Annotated in this window: 18 protein-coding genes; 13 read left to right on the top strand and 5 right to left on the bottom strand. The window is 73.1% G+C overall.

What is annotated here, in order from left to right; genetic code table 11:
- The first annotated feature begins 30 nt into the window (after positions 1-30).
- The 5 genes from GXP71_RS14395 (at position 31) to GXP71_RS14375 (ending at position 5,354) form a co-directional block, all read left to right on the top strand.
- Entirely contained in the window at positions 31-855 is an 825-nt protein-coding gene (locus tag GXP71_RS14395) for a LysE family transporter (protein ID WP_162353211.1), read from the top strand.
- A 97-nt stretch (positions 856-952) separates the two neighbouring features.
- Positions 953-3,688, top strand: a complete 2,736-nt coding sequence (locus tag GXP71_RS14390; protein WP_162353210.1) for a DNA polymerase III subunit gamma and tau — start codon at positions 953-955, stop codon at positions 3,686-3,688.
- Positions 3,685-4,092: a VOC family protein gene (locus GXP71_RS14385; RefSeq protein WP_162353209.1), complete on the top strand. Its 408-nt coding sequence runs from the start codon at positions 3,685-3,687 to the stop codon at positions 4,090-4,092. The genes GXP71_RS14390 and GXP71_RS14385 overlap by 4 nt, the downstream gene beginning before the upstream one ends.
- A 46-nt stretch (positions 4,093-4,138) precedes the next feature.
- The gene (recR, locus tag GXP71_RS14380) at positions 4,139-4,738 is read left to right on the top strand and encodes a recombination mediator RecR (RefSeq protein WP_124341671.1); all 600 of its coding nucleotides are present in this window, start codon (positions 4,139-4,141) and stop codon (positions 4,736-4,738) included.
- Positions 4,739-4,775: 37 nt separating this feature from the next.
- Positions 4,776-5,354, top strand: coding sequence for a DUF5063 domain-containing protein (locus GXP71_RS14375; RefSeq protein WP_124341672.1), 579 nt, complete (start codon positions 4,776-4,778; stop codon positions 5,352-5,354).
- 51 nt (positions 5,355-5,405) lie between these two features.
- Here GXP71_RS14375 and GXP71_RS14370 read toward each other — a convergent pair whose 3' ends face one another.
- The 4 genes from GXP71_RS14370 to GXP71_RS14355 all read right to left on the bottom strand — a co-directional run bounded on the left by GXP71_RS14370 (position 5,406) and on the right by GXP71_RS14355 (position 9,396).
- On the bottom strand, positions 5,406-5,711 hold the full coding sequence (locus GXP71_RS14370) for a hypothetical protein (protein ID WP_202924255.1): 306 nt from the start codon (positions 5,709-5,711) through the stop codon (positions 5,406-5,408).
- 25 nt (positions 5,712-5,736) lie between these two features.
- Positions 5,737-6,858, bottom strand: coding sequence for an ABC transporter permease (locus tag GXP71_RS14365; protein WP_162353208.1), 1,122 nt, complete (start codon positions 6,856-6,858; stop codon positions 5,737-5,739).
- Positions 6,855-7,895 carry an ABC transporter ATP-binding protein gene (locus GXP71_RS14360; protein ID WP_162353207.1) on the bottom strand — a complete coding sequence of 347 codons (1,041 nt, stop codon included), beginning with the start codon at positions 7,893-7,895 and terminating at the stop codon, positions 6,855-6,857. The genes GXP71_RS14365 and GXP71_RS14360 overlap by 4 nt, the downstream gene beginning before the upstream one ends.
- A 214-nt stretch (positions 7,896-8,109) precedes the next feature.
- Entirely contained in the window at positions 8,110-9,396 is a 1,287-nt protein-coding gene (locus GXP71_RS14355; RefSeq protein ID WP_162353206.1) for a cellulose-binding domain-containing protein, read from the bottom strand.
- 404 nt (positions 9,397-9,800) lie between these two features.
- Here GXP71_RS14355 and GXP71_RS14350 point away from each other — a divergent pair, with 404 nt between their 5' ends.
- From GXP71_RS14350 to GXP71_RS14335, 4 genes are all read left to right on the top strand, one after another.
- Positions 9,801-11,084: an aspartate kinase gene (locus GXP71_RS14350; RefSeq protein WP_124341676.1), complete on the top strand. Its 1,284-nt coding sequence runs from the start codon at positions 9,801-9,803 to the stop codon at positions 11,082-11,084.
- Positions 11,081-12,139 (top strand): aspartate-semialdehyde dehydrogenase, encoded by a 1,059-nt coding sequence (locus GXP71_RS14345; protein WP_162353205.1) that lies wholly within the window; start codon positions 11,081-11,083, stop codon positions 12,137-12,139. The genes GXP71_RS14350 and GXP71_RS14345 overlap by 4 nt, the downstream gene beginning before the upstream one ends.
- Before the next feature lie 212 nt (positions 12,140-12,351).
- A complete protein-coding gene (locus tag GXP71_RS14340) occupies positions 12,352-12,987 on the top strand; it encodes a response regulator (protein ID WP_162353204.1) in 636 nt (211 codons plus the stop codon).
- Positions 12,969-14,177, top strand: coding sequence for a HAMP domain-containing sensor histidine kinase (locus GXP71_RS14335; protein ID WP_162353203.1), 1,209 nt, complete (start codon positions 12,969-12,971; stop codon positions 14,175-14,177). The genes GXP71_RS14340 and GXP71_RS14335 overlap by 19 nt, the downstream gene beginning before the upstream one ends.
- A 12-nt stretch (positions 14,178-14,189) precedes the next feature.
- Here the strand turns inward: GXP71_RS14335 and GXP71_RS14330 are convergent, their stop codons facing one another.
- Positions 14,190-16,439 (bottom strand): LLM class flavin-dependent oxidoreductase, encoded by a 2,250-nt coding sequence (locus GXP71_RS14330; RefSeq protein ID WP_162353202.1) that lies wholly within the window; start codon positions 16,437-16,439, stop codon positions 14,190-14,192.
- Positions 16,440-16,605: 166 nt separating this feature from the next.
- Here GXP71_RS14330 and GXP71_RS14325 point away from each other — a divergent pair, with 166 nt between their 5' ends.
- From GXP71_RS14325 to GXP71_RS14310, 4 genes are all read left to right on the top strand, one after another.
- Entirely contained in the window at positions 16,606-17,010 is a 405-nt protein-coding gene (locus tag GXP71_RS14325) for a GntR family transcriptional regulator (protein WP_162353201.1), read from the top strand.
- Positions 17,007-17,918, top strand: a complete 912-nt coding sequence (locus tag GXP71_RS14320; RefSeq protein ID WP_162353200.1) for an ATP-binding cassette domain-containing protein — start codon at positions 17,007-17,009, stop codon at positions 17,916-17,918. Before GXP71_RS14325 ends, GXP71_RS14320 begins: the two co-directional genes overlap by 4 nt.
- Complete coding sequence (locus GXP71_RS14315) at positions 17,915-18,676, top strand: hypothetical protein (RefSeq protein ID WP_162353199.1); 762 nt, start codon at positions 17,915-17,917, stop codon at positions 18,674-18,676. The genes GXP71_RS14320 and GXP71_RS14315 overlap by 4 nt, the downstream gene beginning before the upstream one ends.
- Positions 18,677-18,836: 160 nt before the next feature.
- Positions 18,837-19,865 (top strand): ABC transporter ATP-binding protein, encoded by a 1,029-nt coding sequence (locus GXP71_RS14310; RefSeq protein WP_162353198.1) that lies wholly within the window; start codon positions 18,837-18,839, stop codon positions 19,863-19,865.
- The last annotated feature ends 1 nt before the right edge of the window (position 19,866 follow it).

Below are 19,866 nucleotides of genomic sequence, written 5' to 3'. Positions count from 1 at the left end.
GCGCCGCACGACGGGACGATCCTGGTCGGCGTGGACGTGACCTCCGCCCTGCTGCTCGGCGCGCTCGCCGGGCTCGCCGTCGCCGTGCCCGTCGGGCCGATCGGTGTGCTGCTGCTGCGCGAGGGCGTCGTGCACGGGACGCGCGTCGCGATCGGCGCCGGGCTCGGCGTGGCGACCGTCGACCTGCTGTACGCGACCGTCGCCGTCGCCGCGGGGGCACCCGTCGGACGGGTCGTCGCCCAGCACGAGCACGTCGTGCGGTGGGTGGCCGCCGCGGTGCTCGTCGTCGTCGCCGTGCTCGCGCTCCGCGCGTGGTGGCGTGACCGCGCGAGCACCTCGCACGCGACCGTCCCGGCCGCGCCGCGCGAGACGGGGGCGTCCGAACCGGCCGTGCCCGGCCAGACAGGCGTGGCCGTCGCGGCCGTGCCCGTGGAGCCGCGCGCCGCGACGACCGCGGTCGACGTCGACCCGCCCGGGCCCGGCGGCGGAAGAATCGTCGCCGACGGCGGGCCGGGGGTGGCGACGGTGTCCCGGGCGTGGGTGACGCGACCGACCCCGGCGGCCGCGTACGTGCGGTTCGTCGGGCTGACGATCGTGAACCCCGCGACGCTGCTGATCTTCGCGACGGTCGCCGTCGGGCTCGCGGCGCGGCTCGGGGCGGACGGGTCGCCGGTGCTCGTCGCGGGCGCGCTGTTCGTGGCGGGTGCGGGCCTCGCGTCGGCGGCCTGGCAGACGGTCCTCGGCGTGGTGTCGGGTGCGCTCGGGCGGGTCGTCGGGGAGCGCGGGCGGTCGTGGGCGTCGCCCGTCGGGGCCGTCGTCGTGCTCGTGCTCGCGGGCGTCGTGCTGCTCGGCTGACCGGCCCGTCCGCGGCACGTCGCCGGCGTCGCCGCGCGTCCGTGCAGGCCGGGGACGGACGCTCCCGCGCGTGGGTGGGGGCGTCTAGGGTTCTCGCGTGACGACAGCCCTGTACCGCCGCTACCGGCCCGAGAACTTCGCCGAGGTCATCGGTCAGGACCACGTCACCGCACCCCTGCGGCAGGCGCTGCGCAGCGGCCAGGTCAACCACGCGTACCTGTTCAGCGGCCCGCGCGGATGCGGCAAGACGACGTCGGCCCGCATCCTCGCGCGCATCCTCAACTGCGAGGCGAACACCGAGGCCAGCCCGACGGACACCCCGTGCGGCACGTGCCCGTCGTGCGTCGAGCTCGCGCGCGGCGGCCCGGGCAGCCTCGACGTCGTCGAGATCGACGCGGCCAGCCACGGCGGCGTCGACGACGCCCGCGAGCTCCGCGAGCGCGCGACGTTCGCCCCGGCCCGCGACCGGTTCAAGGTGTTCATCCTCGACGAGGCCCACATGGTCACGCCGCAGGGCTTCAACGCGCTGCTCAAGATCGTCGAGGAGCCACCGCCGCACATCAAGTTCATCTTCGCGACGACCGAGCCCGACAAGGTCATCGGCACGATCCGTTCGCGCACGCACCACTACCCGTTCCGGCTCGTCCCGCCGGACGTGCTCGTGCCCTACCTCGAGCAGCTCTGCGCGAGCGAGGGCGTGCCCGTCGGGTCGGGCGTCCTCCCGCTCGTCGTGCGCGCGGGCGGCGGCTCGGTCCGCGACACCCTCTCCGTGCTCGACCAGCTCATCGCCGGCTCCGGCGAGGGCGGTCTCGACTACGACGACGCGGCCGCGCTGCTCGGCTACACCCCGGCCGCGCTGCTCGACGACCTCGTCGAGGCGATCGCCGCACGTGACGGCGGGTCCGCGTTCCGTGTCGTCGAGCGCGTCATCACGACCGGCCACGAGCCCCGCCGCTTCGTCGAGGACCTGCTCGAGCGCCTCCGCGACCTCATCGTCATCGCCGCGTCCGGCGACGCCGCCGCAGCCGCGCTGCGCGACGTGCCCGCCGACCAGCTCGCCCGCATGCGGCTGCAGGCCCAGCACCTGGGCGCGTCCGAGCTCTCGCGGTCCGCCGACCTCGCGAACGCCGCCCTCACCGAGATGACGGGCGCGACGTCGCCGCGCCTCCACCTCGAGCTCCTCATGGCCCGCCTCCTGCTGCCCGCCGCCGACGACACCCGCTCGGGCCTCGGCGCGCGCCTCGACCGTCTCGAGCGCGGGCTCCCCGCCGACGGCGCCGCCTTCGCCTCGGCGCGCCTGGTCGGCCCGGGCGACGTCGACGCGCCGGGCTCGGCGCGGGGCGCCGACCCTGACCCTGCCCCCGCCTCGGCTCCCGCCCCCGGTGCGGCCCGCGGCGCGGCGGCCGTCCGGGAAGCGCTCGCGAACCGCGCAGTGGCCTCGGCGGCCACGTCGGCGGCGACCGGCGCCGACGACCGCACTGGCACCGCTGACGGGCAGCCGGGCGCCGCCGCCGACTCGTCGAACGCGGCCGACGCCGACGACCCGAGCGGCGCCGACGACGACCCGGGCGGCGTCACCGACCGGCCGGGCGGCGTCGCTGACGAGCCGAGCGCCGTCGACGACTGGCCGACCGTCGTCGACCACACCGCGACCGCGGTTCAGGTGGATGACGCTGAGGGCAGCGCCGCGCGCGACTCGGCGGGTCCCACCGGCGACGTCGTCGGGGCGGCCGACCGGGACGCCGTCGAGGCTGACCGGTCCGAGCCGGCCCGCCCTGCGACGAGCACCGACGAGCGCGCCGCGGTCGGGCAGGAGCCCGCACCGACACCGGAATCGACGTCAGCGCTCGTTCCGGCACCGGCGCCCGCTCCGACGTCGGCGCCCGCACCGGCCACCGCACCGCCGCCGGTCCCCGCGCCGGAGAGCTCACCCGCACCCGCGAGCGTGTCGGCAGCGACCGCTGCGGCGGGCGGGTCGCGGGACACCGAGGTGCTGCGTCGGCGCTGGCCCGAGGTCCTCGAGACCGTGAAGGGGCTGCGCCGCGTGACGTGGGCGCTCGTCGACCCGCGCAACGCGCAGGTCGCCGAGCTCGACGCGACGACGCTGCGCCTGTCGTTCACGACCCCGCAGCTCGCGGCGACGTTCCGCAACGGCGCGCACGCCGACGTGGTCGCCCGCGCGGTGCGCGAGACGCTCGGCTTCGACGTCCGTGTCGAGGGGATCCTCGGCGAGCCCGGATCCGGGTCGGGGAACGGTGGCGGCCGTCCGTCCGGCGCCGGGCCGTCGGCGGCACCGTCGTCGGGTCCTGGACCGTCGGGAGCCGCACCGGCCGAGGACGCGCGCGGCGGTGCGCCGGCCGGTGCGCCGGCCGCCCCGCGAGCGGCCGGCCCGGCCGGTCCTGGCGGGGCGGACGCCGGGTCGGCGTCGGGCGTCGACGCGCGCGGATCATCGACCGGCGCGAGCGCGGCCGGCACGGCGACGGCGGTCGCAGCGCCGCCCGCCCCCGTGCCGGTGCCCCGCGGTGTCGTGAGCGCTGCGGAGGCCGCGGCCTCGTGGGACGACGACGCGCCGCTCCCGGAGCCCCCGGACGACGACCCGGGCGAGCCCGGGCTGCCCGAGCCCCCGCCGGACGCGGCCCCGTCGGCGCGCGAGCGCGGCATGGCGGCGGCGGCGCGCGAGTCGGCGGCCCGGTCGGCCGCGCGGCACGAGGTCGACGAGCCGTCGCCGGACGACCCGGACATCACGTCGTCGTCGCTGGTCGGCGCGCCGCTGGTCGCGCAGCTGCTGGGCGGGACCGTCATCGACGAGCAGTTCGACGACCCCCAGGGGTGAGCGCGCGCGGGTCGCTGCACCATGTCGAGGTCTGGTGCCGCGACGTGGCGTCGTCGGGCCCGTCGTGGGACTGGCTGCTCGGCGCGATGGGGTTCGTGCCGCGCGACACGTGGCGTGACGGCCGGAGCTGGACCGCGCCGGACGGTTCGTACGTCGTGCTGGAGTCGGGGCCGGACGTCGTCGCAGCGGCACACGAGCGGCGGCGGCCGGGTGTCAACCACCTGGCGTTCCGGGGCGGCTCTCGCGACGACGTCGACGGGCTCGTCGCCGACGCACCGTCGCACGGCTGGGCCCTCCTGTTCGCGGACCGGCACCCGTTCGCCGGCGGACCGGAGCACTACGCGGCGTACCTGGAGGACAGCGACGGCTTCGAGGTCGAGGTCGTGGCGGACGGCGACGCGTGACCTGCGGCACCACCGGGTCGCGCCCGCCACACCGTAGGGTGGGTGCGTGTACGAGGGCGCGGTCCAGGACCTGATCGACGAGCTCGGGCGGCTGCCCGGCGTCGGTCCCAAGAGCGCTCAGCGCATCGCGTTCCACATCCTCGCGGCGGACCCGGCGGACGTGCGCCGGCTGTCGGACGCGCTCGTCGAGGTCAAGCGCCGGGTCCGGTTCTGCGAGATCTGCGGCAACGTCGCGCAGGAGGACCAGTGCCGCATCTGCCGTGACCCGCGCCGGTCGCCGACGACGCTGTGCGTGGTCGAGGAGCCGAAGGACGTCGTCGCGATCGAGCGGACGCGCGAGTTCCGCGGGAAGTACCACGTGCTCGGCGGGGCCATCAACCCGATCGCGGGCGTCGGCCCGGACGACCTGCGCATCGCGCAGCTCATGACGCGGCTGGCCGACGGCACGGTGACCGAGGTGATCCTCGCGACGGACCCGAACGTCGAGGGCGAGGCGACCGCGACGTACCTGGCGCGCCTGCTGGTCCCGATGGGGCTCACGGTGAGCCGGCTCGCGTCGGGCCTGCCGGTCGGTGGCGACCTGGAGTACGCGGACGAGGTCACGCTCGGCCGGGCGTTCGAGGGACGACGGCGCATCAGCGCCTGACGTGGCCCGGCGACGGGACGCGAGGACGGGGGAAGTGATGGACACCGTGAAGGCGACGACGGCGGACGCCGACCTGCTGGACCTGGCGCGCGCGGTCGCGGACGAGTCCCGCAGCTACCTGACGACGGTCACGGAGGTCGCGGCGGGCACGACGCCCGAGGCGACGCTGCCGCTGCTGCTGCTCGCGGTGTCGGACGTGCTCGCGGTGGGGGCGCGGCTGGGCGCGACGACGGACGTCGTGCCGGCGGAGCGCTTCGAGCCGGACCGGGGCCCCGACCCGGACGTGGACCCGCTGCGCGCGGCGCTCGCGAACGTGTTCGAGGGCATCGACGAGTACGCGGAGGTCGTCGACCCGCTCGTGACGCCCGAGCTCGAGCAGTCGTCGGTGTCGGGTGACCTGGTCGCGATCGCGCAGGCGCTCGCGCAGGGGCTGCGGCACTACGAGGCCGGCTCGGTCACCGAGGCGCTGTGGTGGTGGCAGTTCTCCTACCTGTCCGACTGGGGCGAGCGGGCGTCGGGCCTGCTGCGTGTGATCCAGACGATGCTCGCGCACCTGCGCCTGGACGTGGACGACGACGTCGCCGCCGAGGCGGAGTACGACGCCCTCCAGTCCTGACGCTCAGGTCGCCCCGCTCCGGGCTGGCGGTCGTCAAGCGACTGGTGGTCGTCAGGCGACCTCGACGCGCCTCCCCGTGCCCATGTCCGCCTCGTCGTCGGCGACGCGTGCGTACACGCCGTCGGGCACGCCGGGGTGGCGGGCGACGGTGCCCGCGACCGCGACCAGGGTCGCCTCGTCCGCACCCGTGACGAAGAACAGGTACTCGTCGTCGAGCTCCTCGCCGTCGTCGTACACCTCGTACGCGCCGTCCTCGGCACCGGCGAACAGCAGCTCCTCGACGTGGTCGATCCACGGGTAGGCGTACCCAGCGGTGGCGGTGGCGACGAGCGGGACGTGGATCTCGACGACGAGCACGGTCGGCTCCTCCAGGTGAGCGCCGTCAGGCGACGCGGGTCCCGCGGGCCAGGTGGTGCTGCGGGACGCGCAGGCGGCGGACGGCGGCGACGAAGCCGGCGGCGCCGAGCAGCACGTGCAGCGCGAGGCCGAACGGCCACACGGGTGCGGTGTTGTGGCTGGCGGTCGAGTTCGCCGGGCTGGCGTCGTCGATCCAGCACCAGTCCTCGACGGGCGGCGGCCCGTCGCGGAGGTCGCGGACGCCCTCGCGGATCGCACCGAGCGGCTCGGACGGCGGCACGGCCGTGTCCGTCGTCGCGGGGACGGCGTCGGCGACGATCACGAACGGGTTCGCGCCGAGCAGCCACCACGTCCGCTCGGTGTGCATGACCTCGGACCGCTGCGTGAACTCCTCGCACTCCATGAGCGAGGACGTGACCTCCTGCGGCGGCACCCCGTAGACGCGCACGTCCTCGGTGGTCGTGACCACGGGCAGCGTGAGCCCGAACAGCATCGGCGTGAAGACGGTGAGCGCGGCGACGGTGACGAACGTGAGGACGGTCGACCCGGCGGTGCGCGACACGAGCGCCGACCAGCCGAGGCCCATCCCGCAGACGGTCGCGAGCAGCAGCGCGACGAGCAGCAGCCCGCCGAGCAGCGACGTCGGGGGAGTGTCGCCGAGGAACAGCGTGAGCACGAGGAACGGGATGCTCGCGACGAGGAACGCGCACGCGGCGGCCCACGCGGCGAGCAGCTTGCCGGCGGCGATCTCGGCGGGCGTCAGGAGCGTGACCTGCAGCGTCGCGAGCGTCCCGGCGGCACGGTCGCCGTTGATCGCGGTGGACGTGAGCGTCGGCGTGACGAGCAGCCCGAGCCCGAGGACGAGCATCGTGACCGCGCCGAACGCGATCGCACCGCGCTGCAGGCCTTCCTCGTCCATCGTCCCGATCGCTCCCGTGATCAGCAGCGTCAGCGCGCCGACGACGAGGAACCAGACGACGAGCGCGACGACCCACCGGGTCGACCGGACCCGCTGGCGCAGCTCGAGCGCGGCGACGGTCCGCACGCCGTGCCACGTGAGTCCCCAGGTCGCGGAGCGAGGCCCCGACGGCACGGGCGGCGGGGTGGTGTCGGCGGCGTCGTCGAGGTCGACGGGGGTGACGCTCATCGGCGCTCCTCCTCGAGGTCCAGGTAGGCCTGCTCGAGCCGGCCGACGACGGGCGCGTACGACGCGACGTCGACCCCCGCGGAGACGGCGGCACGCAGGACGCGGGCGGCGTCGGCGTCGTCGGTCACGTCGACCAGGACGCCCGCGGGCCGGTCGGGCGCGGTCTCGACCGTCGGGCCGTCGGGGCGCCACACGACGCCGGCGGTCGCGAGCCACGCGGCGAGCGGGCCGGCCGCGAGGGCCTTGAGGTGGAACGTGCGCGTGGTCGTCGCGGTGGCGTCGGCGGACCACGAGTCGACGACCGTGCGGCCCTTCGACAGGAAGACCGCGTCGTCGGCCATCTCCTCGAGCTCCGAGAGCACGTGGCTCGACACGAGCACCGTGCGGCCCTCGTCGGCGAGGCGTCGCAGCAGCAGCCGCAGGTCGACGCGCGAGCGCGGGTCGAGGCCGCTCGCGGGCTCGTCGAGCAGCAGGACCTGCGGGTCGTGCACGAGCGCCCGCGCGAGGCCGAGGCGCTGCTTCTGCCCGCGGGACAGGACGCTCGCGGGCCGGTCGGCGAACTCCGACAGGTGCACGGTCGCGAGCAGGTCGGTGACGCGCGCGTCGGCCTGCGCCTTCGGCAGCCGGTAGGCCGCCGCGAACGTGCCGAGGACCTCGCGCGCGGTCAGGGAGTCCCACGTCCCGAACGCGTCGGGCATCCAGCCGGTCCGGGCGCGTGCGCCGGGTCCGTCGGCGACGGGGTCGTGCCCGGCGACGAGCACGCGCCCCTCGTCGGGCACCAGCAGGCCCGCCAGGACGAGCAGCAGGGTGGTCTTGCCCGAGCCGTTCGGCCCGACGAGCGCCGTGACCGCGCCGGCCCGGGCGCGCAGGTCGACGCCGTCGAGCGCCTGGACGGTCCCGAACGCGCGACGCAGACCCGCCACGACGATCCCGTCGGTGCCCGCCGGGGGCGGCGTCGTGGCCGGTGCCCGCGCGCCCGTGGGCGGTGGTGGCGGCGGACCGTCGCCGGGGGTGTCGTCGTCGACGGCGCTCGTCATGCGGACACCGTAGGACCGGCCCTCGACGACGCGGGGCCGTTCGGGTGGAGGAACGGTGCAGGTCGTCGACCGTCACCCGGACGCCCGCCGACCTGGACCGCCGGGGCGGCCCTCGTCGACGCCACGCGCGGGACGACCCCGCCCTGACGCCCGCTGCCTCGTCCGCGGCGGTCGTCACGACGGGGTCGTCGTCCCCCTCCGTGCGTGGGGGGTCTCAGCAGCCCAGGCGGGAGCCCGCGACGGCCACGTCGTCGAACCACAGCGTGTCCGCGCCCTCGCCGTAGCTCTCCCAGCCGAGCCGCAGGTCCGTCGGGCGTGGTGCCCAGGCCGTCCGGTACCACTGCCCGTCGACGTCGTGCGTCGGCGTGCCGTCCGCCGTCAGCCCGGTCACCGCGGTGCCGTCGAGCCATGTCGCGAGCCGTCCGGCGCGGTCGACCTGCACCTCGACGCAGTGCCACGACGACGTCGGCAGCGGCCGGCTCAGCGCGACGCCGTTGGGCGACTGCTCGGGCAGCGTCGCGTCGTCGGACGCCCGGTTCCACTGCAGCGCGCCGTTCTGGCCGCCCATGCGCAGGTCACGGTTGCCGTCCCCCGCGTCGCGCATCGCGAGGAACGTCGTGTGCGACGTCGGCAGGGCCGTCGTGTGCCGCACCCAGTACCGCAGCCACACCTGCGACAGCCCGCTCAGGTCGGCGGCGGCCTTCGCGAAGACGTGGTTGCAGTAGCCCGCGGCGCCGACGACCTTGAGCGAGCGGCTGCCCGAGTGCGCGACCGACGTGTCGACCTCGACGCGGCCCTGGCCCGAGCAGTCGGGCGTGACGACGCTCCACGTGCCCGACGGCGTCGTCGACGTCTGCGACTCCAGACCGTCGCAGAACACTGCGCTGCCGCAGCCCCCCGCGGTCGGGGTGGGGGTGGGCGTGGGCTCGACGGTGGGCGTGGGGGTCGGGGTCGGCTCGACGGTCGGCGTGGGGGTCGGGGTCGGCTCGACGGTGGGGGTCGGCGTCGGCGTGACCGTCGGCGTCGGCTCGACGGTCGGCGTCGGGGTGACCGTGGGCGTCGGCGGGGTCGTCGGGCGCCCGTCGCACGGGACGCCGTTGACGGCGAAGTCGGTCGGTGCGGTGTTCGCGCCCGACCACGACCCCTGCAGGCCGAACGACGCGGTGCCGCCCGACGGCACCGTGCCGTTCCAGGCCGCGTTCCGCGCGGTGACGCGGTTGCCCTCGGACGTGACCGTGGCGTTCCAGGCGGACGTCACCTGCTGGCTGCCCGGCCACGTCCAGGTCACGGTCCACGACGTGAGGGGCGTGCCGGTCGTGAGCCGGACGTCGGCGGTGAACCCGCCGGGCCACGTGTTGTTCGTCCACGTGACGGCGCACGCCGCGACCGCCCCGGAGGCGCGCGACGCCTGCGCGACGAGCGTCCCGACGACCGCGAGCAGCACGACGACGAGCGCGGCGAGCACCAGCCGGCCCCGGCCGTGCACGACTGCGATGGACATGTCCGGTCCTCTCCGACGCCGCCCTGCGGCGGCCGCCGCGTCCTCGCGTCGACCGTGGCGCGCGACCGTCCGCGGCGCCCCCTGCTGCGTCGCCGGGAAGCCTCCCGCGCGTCGCCCCCGACCCGTCACCCCCTCAAACGCTTCACCTCGCCCGGGCCCGGATGTTCGATACCCGCGACCGGCCCGCGTAGCGCGAGCCGCACGCCCTCCGCGGCTGCCGTCGCGTGGAAGCTCTGTTGCACCCTGCGCGATAGATCCTCCACGCGAACGTGCCGTCGTGGTGCGCGCCGAGGGGTGGAACGGGTTTGCCGCGGGACCGGCCGCGTGCCTACGCTCCGGCGAACCACAAGGAACCCGGCGGGCCGTTGAGAGAGACGGAGGCCGGCGACAGATGGAGCAGGCACGTGGCACTTGTCGTGCAGAAGTTCGGCGGATCGTCCGTAGCGGACGCCGCCAGCATCAAGAGGGTCGCCAAGCGGATCGCGGCGGCCAAGCGAGCGGGTGACGACATCGTCGTCGTGGTCTCGGCCATGGGCGACACGACGGACGAGCTCATCGACCTCGCCCAGCAGATCACCCCGCTGCCCCCGTCGCGGGAGATGGACATCCTCCTCACCGCGGGTGAGCGCATCTCGATGTCCCTGCTCGCGATGGCGATCAACAACCTCGGCGTGAAGGCCAAGTCGTTCACGGGCCAGCAGGCGGGCGTCATCACGGACGCCGTGCACGGCCGGGCGCGCATCGTCGACGTCGTCCCGCACCGCATCCGGGAGACGATCGAGCGCGGCCAGGTCGCGATCGTCGCGGGCTTCCAGGGCGTCACGTCGGACACGAACGACGTCACGACGCTCGGCCGCGGCGGCTCGGACACCACGGCCGTCGCGCTCGCGGCGGGCCTGGGCGCCGACGTCTGCGAGATCTACACCGACGTCGACGGCGTCTTCTCGGCGGACCCGCGCATCGTCCCCGCCGCGCGCAAGCTCGACCGCGTCTCCTACGACGAGATGCTCGAGCTCGCCGCCAGCGGCGCGAAGGTCCTCGTCCTGCGGTGCGTCGAGTACGCACGCCGGTACGGGGTCCCGGTGCACGTCCGTTCGTCCTTCTCGACCCACACCGGCACGCTCGTGACGAACGAGCCGGCGCCCGACAGCCCCGAGGGAGCAGCAGTGGAACAGCCGATCATCGCGGGCGTCGCGCACGACCGTTCCGAGGCCAAGATCACGGTCGTCGGCGTGCCCGACGTGCCGGGCAAGGCCGCCCGGATCTTCCAGGTCGTCGCCGGGTCCGGCGTGAACATCGACATGATCGTCCAGAACGTGTCCGTCGCCGCGACGGGCCTCACGGACATCTCGTTCACGCTGCCCGCGTCCGACGGCGCGACGGCGACCGCCGCCCTGTCCGAGCACCAGCCCGACATCGGCTTCACGTCGCTGCAGTACGACGACACGATCGGCAAGCTCTCGCTCATCGGCGCGGGCATGAAGTCGCACCCCGGTGTCTCCGCGAAGCTGTTCGCGGCCCTGTCGGACGCCGGCATCAACATCGAGATGATCTCGACCTCGGAGATCCGCATCTCCGTGGTCACGCGGGCCGACAGCCTGGACGACGCGGTGCGCGCGGTCCACACGGCGTTCGACCTGGACGCCGACCAGCAGGAGGCAGTCGTGTACGGAGGGACGGGACGATGAGCGGGCTCACTGTCGCGGTGGTCGGGGCGACCGGCCAGGTCGGGAGCGTCCTGCGGCGCCTGCTCGACGAGCGGGACTTCCCCGTCGGGACGATCCGCTACTTCGCGTCGGCCCGGTCCGCCGGCACGACGCTGCCGTGGCGCGGCGCCGACGTGGTGGTCGAGGACGTGGCCGTCGCGGACCTGTCCGGGATCGACATCGCGATCTTCTCCGCCGGTGGCGGGACGTCGAAGGAGCACGCCCCGCGGTTCGCGGCGGCCGGCGCGGTCGTCATCGACAACTCGTCGGCGTGGCGGCGTGACCCCGAGGTCCCGCTGGTCGTGTCCGAGGTCAACCCGGGTGCGCTCGACGAGACCGTCAAGGGCATCATCGCCAACCCGAACTGCACGACCATGGCCGCGATGCCGGTCCTCAAGGTGCTGCACGAGGAGGCCGGCCTGCGCCGGCTGGTCGTCTCGACCTACCAGGCCGTGTCCGGTGCGGGTCTCGCGGGCGTCGCCGAGCTGGCGGGGCAGATCCAGGCGGCGGCGTCGCAGGACATCGCCGCGCTGACGCACGACGGGTCCGCCGTCGAGTTCCCGGCCGCGGAGAAGTTCCCGCGGACGATCGCCTTCGACGTCATCCCGCTCGCCGGGTCCATCCAGGACGACGGTTCCTACGAGACCGACGAGGAGCAGAAGCTCCGCCACGAGTCCCGCAAGATCCTCGGCATCCCCGACCTGCTGGTCTCGGGCACGTGCGTGCGCGTCCCCGTGTTCACGGGCCACTCGCTGTCGATCAACGCGGAGTTCGAGCGGCCGATCACGCCCGAGCGCGCCCGCGAGCTCCTCGCCGACGCGCCCGGGGTCCAGCTCGACGACGTCCCCACGCCGCTGGCCGCCGCGGGCGCCGACCCGAGCCTCGTCGGCCGCATCCGCCAGGACGAGGGTGCGCCCGAGGGTCGCGGCCTGGCCCTGTTCGTCAGCAACGACAACCTCCGCAAGGGCGCCGCCCTCAACGCCGTCCAGATCGCCGAGCTGGTGGCGGCCCGTCTGACGGCGAGCACGCCCGGCTGACGGCGAGCACGCCCGGCCGGCCTGTCCCGTCAAGCGCGACGCACCTCACCTATTGCTGAGGTGCGTCGCGCTCGATCGATGGGATCTCTGCCAGGCAACACCCGAGCATTAGCGATCGCTCATCCAACGGGTGAAACTGCACGCAGGCCTTATGTCCGGGGCTCCGGTGCGAGAGGATGACGCTCCAAGCGCAGACTCGATGGGGAGTCGATATGGCACGGGGTAGCCTGCCGCAGCCGACGCTGCAAGAGATCGTACGTCGAGCGCACATCTTAGTGGTGGACGACCAGGAATTTTTGTATGCAAACCTGTTCAAGTCCGCGGGCTACAACATCACCAAGTGGCGCGACATCACCCGTCTCTCAGACATAGAGCAGGGGCTTTATGACCTCATACTTCTCGACTTGCAGGGCGTTGGTCGAAAACTATCTGAGGACCAGGGCCTGGGCATACTTCGCCACATCAAGGATGTTCGACCGTCGCAGGTCGTAATTGCCTATTCCAACGCCGACTGGCCGGTCCGCTACCAGCCATTCTTCGAGTTGGCCGACGGGGTGCTGCCTAAGAGTGCGGACTACGTCGATTTCAAGCGGATGGTCGACGAGCAACTGCAGTCACACTTCAGCGTCGGCTTCCGGTTGAGTCAAATAGAGAGCGAGTTGGACGATGCTGGCGCGGGCGACTGGTGGACTCGGCGCTTGGCGCGACGTGCAATTTCTGACCGCGATACGGCCCGACTTGAGCGACGTCTGCGACGACGCGACGTCGACTCTGCCCGCGTGTCCCACATAATCGCACTAATTGAGGTAGCGATTGGAGTGGCCCAAATATGGACAAGCGCTTCTTGACGTTCTTTCCCTACCCTCACGTTTATGAAGGCGAGCGGCGAGAGGGCACGGTTTATCAATGGCCGGCGCGGTGTGAGATGTGCCGCAACCGACAGTGTGAACGGTCGGAGTCGTACGAGCTTCAAACCTGTTCGTATGGCTACGACTTCCAGCGCGTGGACGCATCGCTACTGATCGCTGGAATCTTGCTTCGCGACAGGCAAAACGAAACCAAGTCACGGCAGAAGGCCCGCAGGCGAGCAACTGCGATGACGTCGGCAGGCGAGTTGAACGCGGTAGTCGGACGCGCACTCGAGAGCGCGGCCGACGAACGCGAATGGCTCGATGGCGAACGGCATGCGATCGTGGAAGAATACCGTCAATCGGGTCGCTATAAGGACGATCTTGCCGAACTCCTCAAGCCTAGTATTGAGCAGACGTTCGCTCAGGTGCACGATTATAGACAGTTGATTTCACAGATTGTGCAGCACGTCAACGTGTACCTCGAGACCAAGTATCCTGGCGGCGATTCTCTGCAGGATAAACTGGCATTGGCCGACGACAACATCCGGTCAATATACTGGGCGGCGCGCCTAATGGAATTCAAGCTTCTCTCGGCACTTTTCTTGGTTTATCCGGAGCAGATTGACGATCCACGAAAGAAGCGCTCTTTCCGCTTGCACGGTGCCGTGCATAAGTACCTCCAGATTTATAAGCCGCTGATGGAAGTCCGCAGTATTCGCCTCAGGGTCGTGGGTGATAGCTATGCCAATCTAGTAGAAAATCCAGATGCTGTAGGAGTGATTCCGCAAGCATTTATTGACAATGCGGTAAAGTATGCAGGGTCCGGCTCTGAGCTATATGTGTACTTTGACGAGAGCCCGTCGTCCATCGCAATAACGGTGGAATCGGAAGGTCCTGAGATTCGAACCGAGGAGCGGGCGCGGATCTTTGACCTTTTCTATCGCGGCCGTGCTGCGGTCGACACCGGCGAGGAGGGCACCGGCTTTGGTCTAGGTCTGGCTATGCTGGTCGGCGAGAGGATCGGCGCTAAACTCTCGTTTACGCAGGACGAGCACGCAGGCGCTAATGGGTTACACAAGACAGCGTTTCGCGCAGATTTTGCGCGACCGATCGAGGGCGAGGATCCGCCCAGCATAGTGAAGGCGCGGGATAGGCAGCCAGGTGGGCAGAGCCCATTCGTGACGTGACGAACGTGTCCTCTAGCCAACTGGGTTGATGGGGAAGTTCTGGTCGAAGACGTGGTCCGGGTCGTAAGTGCGCTTGAGGGCGCGCAGGCGGTCGAGGGTCGCGGGCGGGAACGCGTCGAGCAGGCGCTCGGGGCGCGGGTCGGTCTCGAAGGACAGGTAGAGGCCGTCCATGTGCGGGTACGCGAGGCGGTCCCACGCGTCGTCGAGGCCGGACCGGTCGAGGCGCCCGGCGAACGACGTCACCGAGAACTCCTGCGTGCGGTGGGCGTAGGCCGTCGCGGACGCGTCGACGTCGTGGACCGCCCCGCCGGTGGCGCGGAGCTGGAGGAGCGACGCCTCCCCGCTCAGCAGCAGGTCGCCGAGCGCCGCCCCCGCCGCGTCGGTCATCCGGGGGAGCAGTCCGGAGCGTGACACGGGCGGGGCGCCGCCGTCGTGGTGCTTGGACACCGGGCCGATGATCCCGGCGTAGGGCGTGACCTGGGCGCGCTGCTGGAGGACGGGTGCGACGTCGAGCATCGGCTCGAGCACCTCGACGGCGGCCGACGTGTCCGCCGACGCCCACACCGTCATGGCCTGCGCCATCGGCCCACGGTCGCGGCCACCGGCCGACAGGTGGAGGAACGACGTGAGCTCGCGCGGCGCGTCCTGCACGAGCGCACCCCAGCGGGAGACGAGCGCGGCCGGGTCGGTCGCGTCGAAGACCATCTGCGCGAACACCACGTCGGGGACCTCGGACGCCTCGATCTCGACCGCCGTCACGACGCCGAGGTTGCCGCCCGCGCCGCGCAGGCCCCAGAAGAGCTCCGGTTCGGCAGCAGCAGACACGACGTGCACCGACCCGTCGGCCAGCACCACCTCGTACGCGAGGACGTGGTCGATCGTCAGCCCGTGCAGCCGCCCGAGCAGCCCGATGCCGCCGGTCGTGGCGAGCCCGCCGACACCGACACCGCCGTAGTCGCCCGACGAGATCGCCCAGCCGCGCCGCGCGATCGCCGACGCGACGGCGCCCCACGTGGCCCCGGCGCCCACCCGCACCCGCCGCGACGACTCGTCCAGCACCTCGACCGACGACAGCCGCTCGAGGTCGAGCACGACACCGCCGTCGTTGGTCGACCGCCCGGAGATGCCGTGGCCCCCGGAACGCACGGCGAGCGGCCCGCGCTGCCCCCGCGCGAAGGTGAGCGCCGACGCGACCTCCGCGGTCGTCGACGGGCGCAGCACCAGGCCGGGCGCACCGCGGCGCATGTAGGTGGACCGCACCTCGGCGTACCGGCGGTCGCCCGGCTCGACGACCTCGACCCCCGCGGGCACCGCGTCGTAGTCGATCCCGTCGACGCGCTTCGCGAGCGCCGCGGCCGACCGGACGGGACCGGTCACCGTGCCGGCGACCCCGCGCTCGGCGGCCACCCGCTCGCGCACCGCGGGAGCGACCTCGGTGCCGAACGTCTCGATGACGGACGGGTCGTCGGTGCCGAGGATGAACGTCCCGACCCCCTCGTCGACCGCGAGCGCGACCAGCGCGTCGACCCACGCGGACGTCGACCCGGTGAGCGAGCCGGAGCCCGGGGACACGTTGAGCAGCCGCCGGATCTGGCGCGGGTCCCGCCCGGCCGCGACGGCGGCGGCGTCGATCGACGCGTTCCCCCGCGCCAGGTCGCCCGGCTCCAGGTACCCCTCGGACGGCAGCCACCCGTCGGCCTTCTGGGCGACGAGGCGCAGCATGCGCGGCTTGTACGCGCCGAGCCAGATCCCGGCGTCGTGCACGGGCGCGGGCCCGCGCTTCGCGCCGTCGACCGAGTGGTAGGCGCCCCCGGCGCGCAACGGCCCCCGCGACGACGTGTCCCACAGCCCGCGGATCACGTCGATCGCCTCGGACAGCGCGTCGACCCCCTGCCCCGGGGTCAGGCGCTCGACGCCCATCCCGACCATCGCGTCCCAGAACGCCCCGGCACCGAGGCCGAGCTCGGCGCGTCCGCCGGACAGCAGGTCGAGCGACGCGACGGCACGCGCGAGGACCGCGGGCTGGCGCAGCGGCAGGTTGAGCACGTTGCCCGCGAGGTGCACGCGTGAGGTGCGGGCGGCGACGTAGGACAGCAGGGTCCAGGTGTCGAGGAAGCGCGGCTGGTACGGGTGGTCCTGGAACGTCACGAGGTCGAGCCCGACCTCCTCGGTGAGGACCGCGAGCGTCACGGGGGCCTGCGGGTCGGCGTTGGTCGGCGTCAGGAAGGTGCCGAAGGTGAGCTCGTGGCCGTAGTCGGGCATGGGTCCTCGTCGTCGTCGGTCGCGCGGCGCCGGGACACCGGGCCGCACCTGCCGCAACGACCGGACCACCCCGGACCTTCCCCGGCCCTCTTGTGGCGCACGTCGGTTCTATGGTTCATTAGTCGAGTAATGAACCAAGGAACTTCACGACGACAGGAGTAGCCGCATGTTCGACGGCCGTGAACCCCTGTACGTCCAGATCGCCGACCAGATCCGTCAGGACGTCCTCAGCGGCGCCCTCGAGGCCGAGGAGCAGGTCATGTCCACGACGCAGTACGCGACGACCTTCCGCATCAACCCGGCCACCGCCGCCAAGGCGTTCGCCGAGCTGGTCGACGAGGGCGTCCTCTACAAGCGCCGGGGCGTCGGCATGTTCGTCGCCCCCGGCGCCCGCGAGAAGCTGCGCGCCGAGCGCCGCGACACGTTCTTCGCCGACGTCGTCGACCCGATGCTCGAGCAGGCCCGCCTGCTGGGCATCGACGTCGACGAGGTCGTCGCCCGCCTCCGCGCCAACGCCGCGAACGCCGCGGCGGCCGACCCGACCGACACCCCCCAGGCAGGTGCCCGATGACCGGCTTCGGCGTCGAGGTCCGCGACCTCACCGCCCGCTACGGCTCGACGACCGCGCTCGACGCGGTGTCCTTCGACCTCCGCCCCGGCGCGATCACCGGCCTGCTCGGGCGCAACGGCTCCGGCAAGACGACGTTCCTGTCGGTGCTGGCCGCGTTCCGCCGCCGCAACGGCGGGTCGATCCTGGTCGACGGCGAGGACCCGTGGGAGAACCCGCGGATCATGGGCGGCACGTGCCTGATCCGCGAGAGCGGCGACGTCGTCCTCGACGAGGCGATCAAGGAGAACCTCGCGTTCCTCGCGGACCGCCGGCCGCACTTCGACCGGGAGGCGGCGGAGGCGCTGCTCGACCGGTTCGAGCTCGACCCCGACAAGCGTCCCGACCGCATGAGCCGCGGCCAGCGCTCGGCGTTCGGCGTCGTCGTCGGCATCGCGACGCGCGCACCGCTCACGCTGCTCGACGAGGTGCACCTCGGCATGGACGCCCCCGCGCGGTACGCGTTCTACGACGCGCTGCTCGCCGACTGGATCGAGCACCCGCGCACGATCGTCCTGTCCAGCCACCTGATCGGCGAGGTCGAGCGGCTCCTCGAGGACGTCGTCGTCATCGACAGGGGTCGCGTCCTCGCGGCCGACGACGCGACCACCCTGCGCGAGCAGGGGCTCACCGTCACCGGTCCCGCCGACGCCGTCGACGCGTTCGTCGTCGGCCGCCGCGTCGTCGCGCGCCAGAGCCTCGGCCGGACCGCCCAGGCCACGGTCATCGGCACGCAGCCCGACGACGACGTCCGCGCCCGCGCGGCCGGCCTCGAGCTGGGCGCCGTCGGGCTGCAGGACCTGTTCGTCCACCTGACCGACCGCGGCGCCGGCGAGACCGCCGACGTCCTCACCGCCCAGGAGTCCCGATGACCGCCGCCACGCCCGCCCTCCCGGCGAAGGCCCGGGCCGGCCACGTCGAGAACGCGACGTGGCTCACCGCCCGCTGGCTGCTGCGCACGCAGGTGTACCTCGCCGCGTGGTTCTGGGGCATCGCCGTCGTGGTGGTCGCGGCCGTGATCGTGATCGTCACCAACGTCGGCGACCTGCACAACAGCATCGTCGCGTTCACGCGGCAGGGTGCCATCTGGTTCCCGTTCTCGGTGTTCATCATCGTCACCACGACGTACTTCCCGATCCACGTCGCGACGGGCCTGACCCGCCGCAGCCTGGTCCGCGGGTCGCTCGTCGCGGCGGCCGCCACGGCCCTGCTCTACGGGGGCGTCTTCTCGCTGCTGCTGCTCGTGGAGCGCGCGGTCTTCGACGCCGCCGGGTGGCAGTGGCAGTTCTTCGACGACCTGTCGGCGGGCGCCGGGCCGGAGACGTTCATCCCGGCCGCGCTGCTCACGTACTTCGTGACGTACGTGTCGGGGCTGCTCGTCGGCATCGTCTACCTGCGGACCGGCGGCTGGTGGGGCACGCTCCTGCTGCCGTTCACCGCGGGCCCGATCCTGCTCGTCTCCGCGTTCTTCGCCGCCGACGCCGGCCCCATCGCCACCGAGAGCTGGTTCGGCGGGAACGGCGTGACGACGCCCGTGGCCGTCGCCGCGAGCCTCGTGCTCGTCGCCGTCATGGCGTTCGTCGTCGACCGGCTGGTCCGGACCGCCGACGTGCCCGTCCGCACCAGCTGACCTGACCCGCACCGGCCCACCGCCGGGCACCCGCACCACCCGCATCTCTCCGCGCACCACGGGACGGCCCGCACGCCGCTCCCGCGGCACCGCACACCCTCGCACCGGCCCGACGGCCGGCCGAGGCCCACCCGTCCCGCACCGACCCAGGAGGAGCACCATGCCCACCCCCGTGATCGAGGTCGAGCACCTGCGCAAGACCTACGGCAGCAACGTCGCCGTCGACGACGTCTCCCTGCACGTCCAGCCCGGTGAGATCTTCGGCATCCTCGGCCGCAACGGAGCCGGCAAGACGACGACCGTCGAGATCGTCGGCGGCCTGCGCCACGCCGACGCGGGCGCCGTCCGCGTCCTGGGCCTCGACCCCCGTCGCGACGCCCGCCGCCTGCACGAGCGCGTCGGCCTCCAGCTCCAGGAGAGCGAGCTGCCGCCGCGCCTCACGGTCCGCGAGGCGCTCGACCTGTACGCGTCGTTCTACGAGGACCCGGCGGACCCGACGTCGCTCATCGCCGACCTGGGCCTGACCGAGAAGGCGAGCACGCGGTTCCAGAACCTGTCGGGCGGCCAGAAGCAGCGCCTGTCCGTCGCGCTGGCGCTGGTCGGCAACCCCGAGATCGCGATCCTCGACGAGCTCACGACAGGGCTCGACCCGCTCGCGCGTCGCGAGACGTGGGGCGTCGTCGACGCGATCCGGCAGCGCGGCGTGACGATCGTGCTGGTCACCCACCTCATGGAGGAGGCGGAGCGGCTGTGCGACCGGATCGCGCTGATCGACGCGGGCCGGGTCGTCGCGACGGGCACGCCCGCCGAGCTCGCCGCGCGTGCCACGGCCGAGCAGGTGCTGCGGTTCCGCCCGTCGGCGCCGATGCCCGCCGGGCTGCTCGACCGCACACCGACCGTCACGCACGTCGCGACGGCCGCCGGCGCGGGCAGTGCCCACGTTCCCCCCGCCGACGCGACCGCCCCCGACGCCGGCGACGGCACGGTCGTGGTCCGCGGCACCGACAACGTCGTGCAGGACGTGCTCGTCGCGCTCCACCAGCACGGCATCCGCCCGCTCGGCCTGCACCTGGAGCAGGGCTCGCTCGAGGACGCGTTCGTCGCCCTCACCGGTCGGGCGTCGCAGGACGCCGGCCCGTCCGTCACCACCGCCACGGCCGCGCGCCGCGCGAAGAACCGGGAGAACTGAG

This window comes from Cellulomonas sp. H30R-01, assembly GCF_010119915.1.
Lineage (GTDB): Bacteria > Actinomycetota > Actinomycetes > Actinomycetales > Cellulomonadaceae > Cellulomonas > Cellulomonas algicola.
This window is presented reverse-complemented; position numbering and strand designations above follow the sequence as displayed.

Bases quoted from the DNA above. Each gene is read 5' to 3' on its own strand.
- GXP71_RS14355 (WP_162353206.1), bottom strand. From the start codon at position 9,396: ATGTCCATCGCAGTCGTGCACGGCCGGGGCCGGCTGGTGCTCGCCGCG.
- GXP71_RS14340 (WP_162353204.1), top strand. From the start codon at position 12,352: ATGGCACGGGGTAGCCTGCCGCAGCCGACGCTGCAAGAGATCGTACGT.
- GXP71_RS14315 (WP_162353199.1), top strand. From the start codon at position 17,915: ATGACCGCCGCCACGCCCGCCCTCCCGGCGAAGGCCCGGGCCGGCCAC.
- GXP71_RS14330 (WP_162353202.1), bottom strand. From the start codon at position 16,439: ATGCCCGACTACGGCCACGAGCTCACCTTCGGCACCTTCCTGACGCCG.
- GXP71_RS14345 (WP_162353205.1), top strand. From the start codon at position 11,081: ATGAGCGGGCTCACTGTCGCGGTGGTCGGGGCGACCGGCCAGGTCGGG.
- GXP71_RS14335 (WP_162353203.1), top strand. From the start codon at position 12,969: ATGGACAAGCGCTTCTTGACGTTCTTTCCCTACCCTCACGTTTATGAA.
- GXP71_RS14325 (WP_162353201.1), top strand. From the start codon at position 16,606: ATGTTCGACGGCCGTGAACCCCTGTACGTCCAGATCGCCGACCAGATC.
- GXP71_RS14360 (WP_162353207.1), bottom strand. From the start codon at position 7,895: ATGACGAGCGCCGTCGACGACGACACCCCCGGCGACGGTCCGCCGCCA.
- GXP71_RS14310 (WP_162353198.1), top strand. From the start codon at position 18,837: ATGCCCACCCCCGTGATCGAGGTCGAGCACCTGCGCAAGACCTACGGC.
- GXP71_RS14375 (WP_124341672.1), top strand. From the start codon at position 4,776: ATGGACACCGTGAAGGCGACGACGGCGGACGCCGACCTGCTGGACCTG.
- GXP71_RS14320 (WP_162353200.1), top strand. From the start codon at position 17,007: ATGACCGGCTTCGGCGTCGAGGTCCGCGACCTCACCGCCCGCTACGGC.
- GXP71_RS14365 (WP_162353208.1), bottom strand. From the start codon at position 6,858: ATGAGCGTCACCCCCGTCGACCTCGACGACGCCGCCGACACCACCCCG.